The sequence below is a fragment of the Actinosynnema mirum DSM 43827 genome (genome assembly GCF_000023245.1).
Lineage (GTDB): Bacteria > Actinomycetota > Actinomycetes > Mycobacteriales > Pseudonocardiaceae > Actinosynnema > Actinosynnema mirum.
Genome location: NC_013093.1, coordinates 6,114,705 through 6,127,500, shown reverse-complemented (window position 1 = coordinate 6,127,500; position 12,796 = coordinate 6,114,705). Strand labels below are relative to the sequence as shown.

Annotated in this window: 9 protein-coding genes and 2 rRNA genes (1 of these 11 running past the window's edge); 9 read left to right on the top strand and 2 right to left on the bottom strand. The window is 71.0% G+C overall.

The window, feature by feature from the left end:
- The 4 genes from AMIR_RS25490 to AMIR_RS25475 all read left to right on the top strand — a co-directional run.
- A 23S ribosomal RNA gene (locus tag AMIR_RS25490) occupies nucleotides 1-1,228 on the top strand; it begins 1,852 nt to the left of the window's first position.
- A 124-nt stretch (nucleotides 1,229-1,352) separates the two neighbouring features.
- Nucleotides 1,353-1,469, top strand: a 5S ribosomal RNA gene (gene rrf, locus AMIR_RS25485).
- Nucleotides 1,470-2,132: 663 nt separating this feature from the next.
- Nucleotides 2,133-3,701: a deoxyguanosinetriphosphate triphosphohydrolase family protein gene (locus AMIR_RS25480; RefSeq protein WP_015803849.1), complete on the top strand. Its 1,569-nt coding sequence runs from the start codon at nucleotides 2,133-2,135 to the stop codon at nucleotides 3,699-3,701.
- A gap of 146 nt (nucleotides 3,702-3,847) precedes the next feature.
- Nucleotides 3,848-6,664, top strand: a complete 2,817-nt coding sequence (locus tag AMIR_RS25475; RefSeq protein ID WP_015803848.1) for a S8 family serine peptidase — start codon at nucleotides 3,848-3,850, stop codon at nucleotides 6,662-6,664.
- 187 nt (nucleotides 6,665-6,851) lie between these two features.
- On the opposite strand, the gene AMIR_RS25470 is transcribed toward AMIR_RS25475, so the two are convergent.
- Nucleotides 6,852-7,829, bottom strand: coding sequence for a helix-turn-helix domain-containing protein (locus AMIR_RS25470; RefSeq protein WP_015803847.1), 978 nt, complete (start codon nucleotides 7,827-7,829; stop codon nucleotides 6,852-6,854).
- A gap of 240 nt (nucleotides 7,830-8,069) precedes the next feature.
- Between AMIR_RS25470 and AMIR_RS25465 the strand changes: the two genes are divergently transcribed.
- The 4 genes from AMIR_RS25465 (at nucleotide 8,070) to AMIR_RS25450 (ending at nucleotide 10,083) form a co-directional block, all read left to right on the top strand.
- Nucleotides 8,070-8,642 carry a class I SAM-dependent methyltransferase gene (locus AMIR_RS25465; protein ID WP_143760888.1) on the top strand — a complete coding sequence of 191 codons (573 nt, stop codon included), beginning with the start codon at nucleotides 8,070-8,072 and terminating at the stop codon, nucleotides 8,640-8,642.
- A 116-nt stretch (nucleotides 8,643-8,758) separates the two neighbouring features.
- Nucleotides 8,759-9,133 carry a hypothetical protein gene (locus AMIR_RS25460; protein ID WP_015803845.1) on the top strand — a complete coding sequence of 125 codons (375 nt, stop codon included), beginning with the start codon at nucleotides 8,759-8,761 and terminating at the stop codon, nucleotides 9,131-9,133.
- Between the two features lie 4 nt (nucleotides 9,134-9,137).
- Complete coding sequence (locus tag AMIR_RS25455) at nucleotides 9,138-9,653, top strand: SigE family RNA polymerase sigma factor (RefSeq protein ID WP_015803844.1); 516 nt, start codon at nucleotides 9,138-9,140, stop codon at nucleotides 9,651-9,653.
- Nucleotides 9,646-10,083, top strand: coding sequence for a hypothetical protein (locus tag AMIR_RS25450; protein WP_015803843.1), 438 nt, complete (start codon nucleotides 9,646-9,648; stop codon nucleotides 10,081-10,083). The genes AMIR_RS25455 and AMIR_RS25450 overlap by 8 nt, the downstream gene beginning before the upstream one ends.
- Nucleotides 10,084-10,123: 40 nt before the next feature.
- Here AMIR_RS25450 and AMIR_RS25445 read toward each other — a convergent pair whose 3' ends face one another.
- Complete coding sequence (locus tag AMIR_RS25445) at nucleotides 10,124-10,879, bottom strand: SDR family oxidoreductase (protein WP_015803842.1); 756 nt, start codon at nucleotides 10,877-10,879, stop codon at nucleotides 10,124-10,126.
- 208 nt (nucleotides 10,880-11,087) lie between these two features.
- Here AMIR_RS25445 and AMIR_RS25440 point away from each other — a divergent pair, with 208 nt between their 5' ends.
- Nucleotides 11,088-12,716 (top strand): ABC-F family ATP-binding cassette domain-containing protein, encoded by a 1,629-nt coding sequence (locus AMIR_RS25440; RefSeq protein ID WP_015803841.1) that lies wholly within the window; start codon nucleotides 11,088-11,090, stop codon nucleotides 12,714-12,716.
- Nucleotides 12,717-12,796: the final 80 nt, after the last annotated feature.

Here is a 12,796-nt window from a genome sequence, read left to right as displayed (position 1 = left end):
CGGCAAAATGCCCCCGTAACTTCGGGAGAAGGGGGGCCGAGGGATTTGAAGCCCTTTACGGGCTAGGATTTTTCGGCCGCAGAGACCAGCGAGAAGCGACTGTTTACTAAAAACACAGGTCCGTGCGAAGTCGCAAGACGATGTATACGGACTGACGCCTGCCCGGTGCTGGAACGTTAAGGGGACCGGTTAGCTCTTCGGGGCGAAGCTGAGAACTTAAGCGCCAGTAAACGGCGGTGGTAACTATAACCATCCTAAGGTAGCGAAATTCCTTGTCGGGTAAGTTCCGACCTGCACGAATGGCGTAACGACTTCTCGACTGTCTCAACCACAGGCCCGGCGAAATTGCACTACGAGTAAAGATGCTCGTTACGCGCGGCAGGACGGAAAGACCCCGGGACCTTTACTATAGCTTGGTATTGGTGTTCGGTTCGGCTTGTGTAGGATAGGTGGGAGACTGTGAAGCGGCCACGCCAGTGGTTGTGGAGTCGTCGTTGAAATACCACTCTGGTCGTACTGGATGTCTAACCTCGGTCCGTGATCCGGATCAGGGACAGTGCCTGGTGGGTAGTTTAACTGGGGCGGTTGCCTCCCAAAGAGTAACGGAGGCGCTCAAAGGTTCCCTCAGCCTGGTTGGCAATCAGGTGTCGAGTGCAAGTGCACAAGGGGGCTTGACTGTGAGACCGACAGGTCGAGCAGGGACGAAAGTCGGAACTAGTGATCCGGCCATGGCTTGTGGAAGCGTGGTCGCTCAACGGATAAAAGGTACCCCGGGGATAACAGGCTGATCTTGCCCAAGAGTCCATATCGACGGCATGGTTTGGCACCTCGATGTCGGCTCGTCGCATCCTGGGGCTGGAGTAGGTCCCAAGGGTTGGGCTGTTCGCCCATTAAAGCGGTACGCGAGCTGGGTTTAGAACGTCGTGAGACAGTTCGGTCCCTATCCGCCGCGCGCGTAGGATACTTGCGGAAGGCTGTCCCTAGTACGAGAGGACCGGGACGGACGAACCTCTGGTGTGCCAGTTGTCCTGCCAAGGGCATTGCTGGTTGGCTACGTTCGGAAGGGATAACCGCTGAAAGCATCTAAGCGGGAAGCTCGTTCCTAGATGAGGTGTCCCACCCCTTTGTGGGTTAAGGCCCCCAAGAGACTATTGGGTTGATAGGCCGGAGATGGAAGACCAGTAATGGTTGGAGTTGACCGGTACTAATAGGCCGAGGACTTGTCATGAAGACGCTACGCATCCACTGTGCGGTTCTGAAGGAACCGAACCGACCGTCACTGGTCGCAGACTGGCCCCTGTGGGGGTTGGGCGCGACGGGTGGTGCTGTGTGGTTGGTTATCTTCATAGTGTTTCGGTGGTCATTGCGGTTGGGGAACACCCGGTCCCATTCCGAACCCGGTAGTTAAGCCTTCCAGCGCCGATGGTACTGCACTCGTGAGGGTGTGGGAGAGTAGGACGCCGCCGAACATTCTTTCCCTGTGGGGCGCACGGTTATCCGTGCGCCCCACAGGGCTTTTTTGCGTTCCGGGGAAGTTTGTCGAACCCGGCACAACCGCCGACCGCGATCACCATCCGAACCCCGGCCGCGAGCAGGCCGCGCGTGTAGTCGAGCGCCCCCAGCGCGGTCGGGCGGCGCGCTCGTCGCCGAGGCCTGGCACCTCAGGGCACTGGTGCCGCTGGCGAGCGGCCCCTCCGGGATTTGCGGTGGTTCGTCACAAGCTGAAGAGCTACAAGCACGCCTCGCCGGCGGGGCAGACCTCCAAAAAAGAGGGGGACGGGCTCTGCCGGCCGGTGACCGTTGGGGCGGTGGTCCCGTTTACCACTGCGGTGGGCGGGGTCCCTCTTCTCCGTGTGGCCTCCTTTCAGGCAAGCACAGGCGTCAAGACGCCGTTGGGCACCCCGGTCTTCCGGGCAGTGCGGCGGCGTCTTGACACCTGCGCTCGGGCTTCGCCAGGCCAAACGGAGAAGAGGGACGCGGGAATGGGGGCTGCGTGGGCTCGCTGCGCTCGCCCCGCAGCCCGCGAGGCGGGGAAGTGTGTGGCTTGCTGGTGGGGTCGGCTTGCGGGGTGTTGGTGGCCCTGTCGGACCCGTCCCGTGTCCCCGCAACCCCCGTGAACTAGGTTGCCCCGTATGCACCAGGACCAGACCGATCCGCGGGCCAGTCGCCGTTCCGGCGGTGAGGGGACCACGGCCGCCGATCTCGCCTCCAGTCCCTTCCGGGTCGACCGGGACCGGGTGGCTTCGTCGCCGTTCTTCTCGCGGCTCGGCGGGGTCACGCAGGTGGTCAGCTCGACCGGGTCGGGGTTGTTGGTGCACAACCGGCTCACGCACAGCCTCAAGGTCGCGCAGGCGGCCCGTGCCATCGCGGAGCGGCTCTGCTCGCGGCCCGAGCTGGGTGGGGCGCTGGAGAAGCTCGGGGGGTGCGACCCGGACGTCGTGGAGGCCGCCTCGCTGGCGCACGACCTCGGGCACCCGCCGTTCGGGCACCTCGGGGAGCAGGTGCTCGACCGGATCGCCCGGCACCGGTTCGGGCTGTCGGACGGGTTCGAGGGGAACGCGCAGTCGTTCCGCATCGTGACGACCACGGACGTGCGCGGGCCCGAGGCGGTGGGGTTGGACCTCACGGTGGCGGTGCGCGCGGCGATGCTCAAGTACCCGTGGACCCGCCTGTCCTACCCGGACCCGCACCCGCGCGACATGGCCTCGCCGCCGCGCGGCGCCGCCGAGCCGTCCGAGGCGCCGGGGACCGGGTCGGGGAAGTTCTCCGCCTACGTGACCGAGATGGACGACGTGCACGGGGCGCGGCTGCCGTTCGACGGGAAGGTCGAGTCGTGGCAGCAGACCGTCGAGGCCTCGATCATGGACACCGCCGACGACATCGCCTACGCGATCCACGACCTGGAGGACTTCTACCGGGTCGGGGTGCTCCAGCACGCCACCGTCGCGGCCGAGCTGGGGACGTGGCTGAAGCAAGGGCTTGAGCTGGCCTCGTTGAGCGCGGCCGAGCTGGACGCCCAGGAGCGGCGGCCGGGGCGGTCGCTGGAAGCGCTGCGGCGGCGGCTGCACCTGAAGGACTCGTGGGCGGTGGACGACGACGTGTTCGCCGCCGCCGTGGCCAAGGTGCGCGCCGAGCTGGTCGACGGGCTGCTCGCGGTGCCGTTCGACGGGTCCACCGAGGCCGAGCAGGCGGTGGCCGGGTTCTCCGCGCGGTGGACGCGCAGACTCGTGGACGCGGTGGGCGTGCTGGAGGAGCCCACGACGCGGTCCGGGCACGTGGTGCTCGCGCAAGCTCAGTGGCACGAGGTGCAGGTGCTCAAGTTCGTGCACCGGCGGTTCGTGCTGCTGCGGCCGGATCTCGCGCTGCACCAGCGTGGTCAGGCCCGGTTGCTCACCGCGCTCGTGGAGGCGCTGGAGCAGTGGGTGACCGACCGGCACGAGGTCGGCAGGTTGCCGCGCAGGTTGCACGACCTGGTCGAACTGGCCGAGCAGGAGTACGCCCGGTTGGCACTGGACGACCCTGGGGCTCTTGTCGGCGCTACCGGTGAAAAACCGTCCGGCCCGGACGCGGTGCGCTCGCTCGCGCGTGGTCGGGCGGTCGTGGATTTCACCGCCTCGCTCACCGACAACCAGGCATCCGCGCTGCTGGAGGCCCTGTCCGGACGAACCGGGCAACTCTGGACAGACGCCTTCGTTCTGTGAACTGTGATGTACGGGGTAACTGCGGCAAGTAGCCTGAACGGCCGCAGACGGTAATCAGGGCTGGCCAATACGTTGACCCCTCGATCGGTGACATCCGATCGTCGGCCGCGTGCGTCGGGGCACGCATCAACGTGGGGGAGACGCCTGTGCGCTCACCGAAACGCCGGTCCCGAAGAAGCGACACCCTGATCATCGCGGGCTCCGCGGCGTTAGCGCTGCTGCTGGGTTCGACGGCTCCGGCAGCGGCGGACCCGCCCAAGGCGAGCAGGGGTGTCGAGGACACGACGGCCGCGCAGATCGCGGCCCTGCAGGAGATCAAGAAGTCCGCCTCCCCGGCGGAGTCCAAAGTGGACAGCTCCCTGGTGGTCGAGCAGCGACGACGCGCCGACGCCGGGACGCGGGCCAAGCTCCCCTCGGTGCAGACGGGGGTAGAGGTTCAGAACGGGTCCGCCGTGCTGGTGGACATCCGCGCCCACAAGGTCAGCGACGACCTCGTCAACGCCGTGAAGTCCGCCGGCGGGGCGGTCCGGTCGGTCTCGACCGAGGGCGCCACGATCCGCGCGCAGCTGCCGCTGGCGTCGCTCACCACCATCTCGGGCCGCTCCGACGTGCGGCGCGTGGAGACCGCGGCGGACGCGAAGACCTTCCACCAGCAGGACGCGAAGTCCAAGCGGGACAAGGCTTCCGAGGAGTCGAAGCAGTCGAAGGAGGAGCGGGGCGCCGAGGTCGAGCGGCGCACCCGCGAGGCGCTGGAGCGGGTCGGCGCGGACGCGGTCGTCACCTCCGAGGGCGACCGGGCGCAGGCCACCGACACCGCCCGCCAGGAGCACCGGGTCACCGGCACCGCCGTGAAGCTGTGCGCGCTGTCGGACGGCGTGCGCTCGCTCGCGGTGTCGCAGGCGGCCGGTGAGCTGCCCGCCGTGGACGTGCTGCCGGGCCAGGAGGGCTCCGGCGACGAGGGCACGGCGATGCTGGAGATCCTGCACGACGTGGCGCCCAACGCGGAGCTCGGCTTCGCCACGGCGTTCACCAGCGACGCCGGCTTCGCCGACAACATCAGGGCCCTGCGCTTCCAGGCGGGCTGCGACGTGATCGTCGACGACGTCCTGTACTTCAACGAGTCGCCGTTCCAGGACGGCATCATCGCGCAGGCGGTGGACGCGGTCGCCGCCGACGGCGCGGTGTACTTCTCCTCGGCGGGCAACGAGGGCAGCGTCGCGGCGGGCACCTCCGGCCACTGGGAGGGCCAGTTCGTCGACTCGGGCGTGGGCATCGGGAAGTTCGCGGGCACCGCGCACGACTTCGACCCGGCCCCGAACGCCAAGCAGGTGCTCAACCCGCTGTCGGCGTACTCGACCGGCGTGCCGGTCACGCTGTTCTGGGCTGACCCGCTGAACCGGTCGTTCAACGACTACGACCTGTACCTGGTGAACTCGGCGGGCGCGGTCGTCTCGTTCAGCCAGAACATCCAGGACGGCACGCAGAACCCGTACGAGCGGATCGACACGCCCGCCTCGGGTTCGGGGCTGCGCCTGGCGGTCGTGAAGTTCCGGGGTGACGACAAGTACCTGGCGCTGAGCGCGCTCGGCGGCCGGTTCAAGGACTCGGCGGACGGCCTCAAGGGCTTCGCCACGCCGGGCGTCTCGCGCGGCCACTCGGCGGCCAAGGGCGCGATCAGCGTCGCGGCTGCCCCGGCGGCGGGCGCGCTGTCGTTCGACCTGGAGCCGGGCGACCCGGCCAACCCGACCGGCCCGTTCCCCGGCTCGTTCACCTCGGCGCAGCAGCCGGAGCGCTTCACCTCCGACGGTCCGCGCCGGGTGTTCTTCGCGCCGGACGGCTCGCCCGCGTCCGAGGTGCGGCAGAAGCCGGACATCACCGCGGCGGACGGCGTGAACACGTCGGTGGCCGGGTTCAAGCCGTTCTTCGGCACGTCGGCGGCGGCGCCGAACGCGGCGGGCATCGCGGGCCTGGTGCTGTCGGGCAACCCGACGCTGACGCCCGCCGAGGTGCGGGCCGCGCTGGTCGGCACCGCGATCGACATCGCGGCGCCGGGCGTGGACAACCAGACCGGCGCGGGCGTCGTGCGCGGCGACCTGGCGCTGGACTACACGGGCGCGAGCCCGCAGCCGCTGGCGAAGGCGGCCACGCCGACCATCGCCAACGACAACGACGGCAGCCGGTACCTCAAGCCGGGCACGACCGCGACGGTGACGCTGCCGGTGGCCAACACCGGTGACGGCACGGCGGCGTCGACCAGCGTGGTGCTGACCTCGTCGACGCCGGGCGTGACCATCGCGCCCCGGTCCAAGTACTACGGCAACGTCGACCCCGGCCAGACGCTCACCGGCACGTTCAAGGTGACCGTCCCCGCCTCGCAGACCATCGGGTCCGTGGTGAAGCTGGACGCGCGCGTGACCTACGCGGGCGCCACCTCGCCGACCACCTCGGTGTTCCAGCTGCCGGTGGGCGAGCCGTCCAGCGAGGTCAAGACGTTCGGGTTCACCGGCGTCACGGCCATCCCGGACAGCAGCACCGTGGGCGTCTCGGTGCAGATCCCGGTGACGGGCGTGGGCGTGCTGTCGTCGCTGAAGTTCGTGATCGGGGGCGAGACCTGCACGACGGCGGAGAAGGCCACGACCGTCGGCGTCGACCACAGCTACGTCGGCGACCTGGTCGGCACGCTGACCTCGCCGTCGGGCGCGAGCGCGACGCTGTTCCAGCGCCACGGCAGCTCGGGCAACAACCTGTGCCAGGTCGTGTTCGACGACTCGGCGACCGCCGCGTTCTCCTCGGTGACGAGCGCGCAGGCGCCGTTCACCGGGTCGTGGCGGCCGGTGACGCCGCTGGCGCCGCTGCTGAACGGCTCGGCGGACGGCACGTGGACGTTCAAGGTCGTCGACTCGGCTGCGTCGGACACCGGCTCGGTGCGCGACGTGGCGCTGAAGGTGACCGGGTACGTGTGATCAGGCGCGTGTGATCGGGGCGCCGCGGTCCCGGAGTTGAGCTCCGGGACCGCGACCGCTCGGGCTCCGGGCGTCCGCTGAGCGGGATTCGGTGTCCGTTCCGGGCGGTTCCGCGGCCCTGGAAGGCTTGCTGTGACGAAGAAGGCCCCCGTGGGATATCCCACGGGGGCCTTCCCAACGGGTGGGACTACTGGGGCCACTCCCAGCGGATGCCGAACACGCCGGGGCCGAAGCCGAGCGCGACCGCGTGCACGCCGCCCGCGTTGTCCAGCGCGAGGTTGCGGCGGCGCGACGGGGTCTCGTCGCCCGCGGGCACGCTGAACTGCTGGCAGCGCGACGGGAGGTAGCCGGGGTCGAAGCGGACCTCGATCACGTACTCGCGCACCGGCAGCCGGAACTTGCGGGCGAACGTGTTGTTGCCGGGCGGGTAGTGGCCCTCGGCGAACAGCAGCTCGTACTCCATGATGAGCGTCTCGCCCCTGGCCAGCGGGCGCTCGAACATCATCTCGGCGGCCATGATGTTGACCTCGGGGTCCTGCACGACGCGGCCGAGGTGGCAGTTGCGCAGGTTCACGACCTGCGGCAGCACGTTGGACTCCTCGGTCTCGAACACCAGCGCCCAGCGGTCGGGGCCGTCCTGCTCGGCGCGCAGGATCTGCCGCACCCACACGGACCGCTGCCCGCCGTCGGCGGCGATCTCCACGCGGTCGTGCTGGCTGATGCGGCCCAGCTTCACGTCGGAGGTGGTGTCGACCTTGCTGAGCAGGTTCGCGACCCGCTCGCGGCGCGACCACAGCGCGTCGATCGGCATCATGGTGGTCGGGCGGGAGCGGCGCCCGCGCGGCCTCGGGGGTCCGAGCAGCGCGGACAGGCCCGAGGAGGGCACGCCGAGCACGGTCTCCAGGTGCCTCAGGGCCTCCAGCGACTCAGGGCGCTCGGGGCGGCGGCGCCCCGACTGCCAGTAGCTCAGGGTGGCCACGCTGATCGTGACCCCGCGGAGGGCCAGCCGGTGCTGGATCCGGTCCAGGCTGAGCCGCGACGCTTTGATGGCTGCCCTCAGCGCCTCCGGGAACGGCCCGGTGGTCAGAAGCTGCGCAAGACTGCCGTGGCCCGTCGAGTCGAGCTCGTCGACGGACACGTTGGGTCGACCGGCAGCGTTGGTCATGGTGACTCCCCGCTGTCATGAGATCACGCCCCCGTGACCCTACCCGCCAACGCAGTCCGCCGTCGCCTGCCGGGAGGAGTCAATGCTTGGGCCATACGGGTTACGAGTTCACTGCTAGGGCATCGGTCTGTCAAGTGGTGTGCACGGTGAGTTCGCAAGAAGTCAACTCGCCGGTAACAAAACTCCCCTGCTGGGCGGGTAGCCGCTTGACGAGTGACCCCTTAGCCCTACTGTGTGGCCGTGACCGCCGCCCAGGACCAGGAACTCGCCCCGGACGACCAGCTCGCGCAGGTGGCGGCGGCCGTGCTCGGGACGCCGCACCCGGTTGTGGTGGACCTGCTCGACATCGCCCGCGCGCGCCCGGACCGCCCCGTCGACGTGGTGCGCGCCAGTGACGACCTGCTGCCCAGGCTCGCGCACGAGAACGCCCTGCCGCAAGCCCTCAGGGCGGCGCGCGAGGTGCTGCGGCCCGGCGGGCTGCTCGTCGCGGCGGTGCCCGAGCTGGACCGGCTGAGCAGGCTGCGGCCCACCGCGCCGCCGCCGAGGGTGCTCGGGCGCGGGGACGAGCGGCAGGTGACCGTGCAGCTGTGGGACTGGGCGCCGGACGGCGGGTCGTACGCGCTCGACGTGGTGCGGCTGGTGCGCGGCCCCGCGTCCTGGGAGGTCGCGGGCTCGGTGTCCACGCAGCACCGGGTGCTCACGTCCGAGCAGGTCGCCGAGGAGTTGGCCGAGGCCGGGTTCGGCCCGGTGCAGCGGCTCTCGCCCGCCGAGAGCGGGCACCCGCTGCCGGTGTGGGTCGCGCTCGTGCCCTGAGGGGCGTCGAGCGCCCTGGTTCGCGGAAATCCATGACAACCGGGTGAGCGCCCCGGCGCATTGGTAGGGGTGAGGGCGCTGCCGGACGGCGGCGCCACCGGACCTGGGAGACAGGTGTGCGCACTCGACTGGTGGTGATGGCCGGCGCGGTGGTGGTCGGCGGGGCGCTGATGGCGCTGCCCGCGCTCGCCAGCGGTTCCGGGCAGGGCGGCGGGCAGGCGCCCGCCACCTCGGCCCCCGCGACGACCCCCGTCGCGACCTCGCCGGTCGAGACCTCGCCCGGCACGACCGCACCGGGCACGACCGCACCGGGCACGACGGCGCCGGTCGAGACCTCGCCGCCGCCGACCTCGCCGGAGGCGACCACGTGGAGCCCGCCGGTCCAGGTCACCCCCGAGCCCTCGTCGGGCCCCGGCGTGACGCTGACCGAGCCGCCCGTGCCGGAGACCTCGCCGCGGGCCACCACCCACCCCGACCGGCGGGGGAACTGACGGCGTGAGCTGGGACGCGGAGTTCACCCGGCACTTCGACCGGTCCGCCGCCGCGATGCGCTTCACGGCGTACCTGCTGTGCGGCAACTGGCACGAGGCGGAAGACGTGGTGCAGGCCGCGTACCTCAAGCTCTACCTCGCCGGGCCGAGGATGGCGCACCGGGACGGCGTCGACGCCTACCTGAGGCGGATCGTGGTGCGCACGTTCCTCGGCGAGCGCCGCAAGGCGCGGTGGAGGCGGGAGCGGGTCACCGACGAGCTGCCCGAGGTCGGGGCGCCCGCGCAGCTCAGCGAGGACCGGGTGGTGCTGTGGCGGGCGCTGGACGCGCTGCCCGCCAAGCAGCGGGCGGTCCTCGTGCTGCGGTTCTGGCACGACCTGGGCGTTGACGAGGTCGCCCGGTCGCTGCGGTGCACGAGCGGCACCGTCAAGAGCCACACCTCGCGCGGGCTGGCGGCGCTGCGCCGGCGGTTGGGGGCGGACTTCGCCGAGCTGTGGCCGGAGGTGTCGCGGAATGCTTGAGGACGAGCTCAGGAAGACCTTCGAGGAGCTGGAGGACGCGCCGGGCGGACCGGTGGCCTCCGGCGCGGCCGACGTGCTGCGGCGCGGGGCGCGGGCGCGGGCCGAGCGGGCGCGCAGGCGGGCGGTGCTGGGCGCCGGGCTGGGCACGGCGGCGCTGGTGACCGTCGTCGCGCTGGGGCTGGGCGGCGCCCAGGGGGACGTGCAGCCCGCCGAGGCCCCGGTGGTCACGTCGACGCCGACGACCGCGCTCGACGGGCCCACGACGACGCCGGTGGGGGTGACCACGAGTCCCGGCGGGGCGCCGGGCGCCACACCCGGTGGCGGCGGGGTCACGACCACGAACAACGCGGGGACGCCGAGCACGGGCGCGCAGGACGCGGGGGACCCGGACGCGGGCCCCGCCACCTCGCCCGCCGCGCCCGGTCGGTGACCGAGGGGGCGCGCCCGACGACGGGCGCGCCCCGCCGCGCTCAGCCGAGCGTCCCGGTCGCCAGCAGCCCGCCATCCACCGCCACCGTCTCGCCGGTCACCCACGACGCCGAGTCCGACGCCAGGAACGCCACCAGCGACGCCACGTCCTCCGGCGTGCCCAGCCGCCCCAGCGGGTACGCGCCCGCCGCGTCCTCCTCCCGGCCGGTGTACAGCGCCTCGGCGAACTTGGTCTTCACCACGCCCGGCGCGACCGCGTTCACCCGCACCTTCGGCCCCAGCTGCCAGGCCAGCTCCGCCGTCAACCGGATCAGCGCGGCCTTCGACGCCCCGTAGGCGGCGATCACCCCGGTCGAGCGCAGCCCGCCCACCGAGGCCACGTTCACGATCGACCCGCCGTGCTCGGACATCCACGCCTTCCACGCCAGCTGCACCATGCCCAGCGCGGACACCACGTTCACGTCGAAGATCTTCTTGACGGCCTCCAGGTCGGCGTCCATCAGCGACCCGAACGACGGGTTGATGCCGGTGTTGTTGACCAGCACGTCCAGGCTGCCGAACCGCTCGATCACCTTGGCCACCGCCTCCTCCCGGTCCTCGGCCCTGCCCGCGTTGCCGGGGATGGCGAGCACGTGGTCGGGCGCGCCCAGCTCGGCGGCGGCGGCGGCCAGCTGCTCCGGCTTGCGCGCGGTGATGGCGACCGCCGCGCCGCGCGCCACGAGTTCGCGCGCGATCCCGAGGCCGATCCCCCTGCTGGCCCCGGTCACCAGCGCCGTCTTGCCCGCGAAGTCAGTCATGGTCGAGCAATCTATTCCGCCCGCGCGCCCCCCGGCTGCCCCCGAACCGGGCTCCGGCCCCCTGCCTTCGGCAGCGGCAAGGGCCACAGGTCGACCGATTCGGGGACCTCGACCCGTAGACTGGGCCGGGTGGAGATCCTGATCGAGTGAGTGCGGCCGAGCCGCCCCCGTCATCCCACGCCCTCTCCACCTATCCCGGAGCCTTGAAGTGATCACCGCAACCGATCTCGAGTTGCGCGCGGGTTCGCGCATCCTGCTGTCCGACGCGACCCTGCGCGTCCAGCCCGGCGACCGGATCGGCCTCGTCGGTCGCAACGGCGCGGGCAAGACCACGACCCTGCGGGTCCTCGCGGGCGAGGGCCAGCCGTACGCGGGGGAGGTGCGGCGCACCGGCGACCTCGGCTACCTGCCGCAGGACCCCCGCGAGGGCGACCTGTCCGTCATCGCGAAGGACCGGGTGCTGTCCGCGCGCGGCCTGGACCAGCTCGTGCGCGACATGGAGAAGACGCAGACCGCCATGGCGGAGCTGGCCGACGAGGCCGAGCAGGAGGCCGCCGTGCGCCGCTACGGGCGGCTGGAGGAGCGGTTCTCCGCGCTCGGCGGGTACGCCGCCGAGAGCGAGGCCGCCCGGATCTGCGCGAACCTGGGCCTCGCGGACCGGGTGCTCGCGCAGCCGCTGCGCACCCTGTCGGGCGGTCAGCGCCGCCGCGTCGAGCTGGCCCGCATCCTGTTCGCCGCCTCCGAGGCGGGCGTGGGCGCCAAGTCGAGCACGATCCTGCTGATCGACGAGCCCACCAACCACCTCGACGCCGACTCGATCGCCTGGCTGCGCGGGTTCCTCAAGTCGCACGACGGCGGCCTCGTGGTGATCAGCCACGACGTGGAGCTGCTCGACGACGTGGTGAACAAGGTGTGGTTCCTCGACGCCACGCGTGGCGAGGTCGACACCTACAACATGGGCTGGAAGAAGTACCTGGAGGCGCGCTCGGCCGACGAGAAGCGCCGCCGCCGCGAGCGGGCCAACGCGGAGAAGAAGGCCGGGGCGCTCATGGCCCAGGCCGACAAGATGCGCGCCAAGGCCACCAAGGCCGTCGCCGCCCAGAACATGGCCCGCCGCGCCGAGAAGCTGCTGTCCGGGCTTGAGGAGACCAGGCAGGCCGACAAGGTCGCCAAGATCCGCTTCCCGCAGCCCGCCCAGTGCGGGCGCACCCCGCTGACCGCCGAGGGCCTGAGCAAGACCTACGGGTCGCTGGAGGTGTTCACCGGCGTCGACCTGGCGATCGACCGGGGCTCGCGGGTGGTCATCCTCGGCCTGAACGGCGCGGGCAAGACCACGCTGCTGCGCCTGATCGGCAGCATGGAGACCCCCGACAGCGGCGAGGTCGTGCCCGGCCACGGGCTCAAGCTCGGCTACTTCGCGCAGGAGCACGAGACGCTCGACCACGACGCGTCGGTGTGGGCGAACATCCGGCACGCCGCGCCGGACGTGCCGGAGCAGCAGCTGCGCTCGCTGCTGGGCACGTTCCTGTTCAGCGGCGAGCAGCTCGACCAGCCGGCGGGCACCCTGTCGGGCGGCGAGAAGACCCGGCTGGCGCTGGCGGGCCTGGTCTCCAGCGCGGCCAACGTGCTGCTGCTCGACGAGCCCACCAACAACCTCGACCCGGCCAGCCGCGAGCAGGTGCTCGACGCGCTGCGCCGCTACGAGGGGGCCGTCGTGCTGGTCACGCACGACCCCGGAGCGGTCGAGGCCCTGGAGCCCGAGCGGGTGATCCTGTTGCCGGACGGGACCGAGGACCACTGGTCCGCGGAGTACCTGGAACTCGTGCAATTGGCCTGACGCAACGATTTCGCCCCGGAAACCCCGATCAACTCTGAGTGATCATCCGAACGCGCGCCGATCTTTTCGCAAGATCGCCT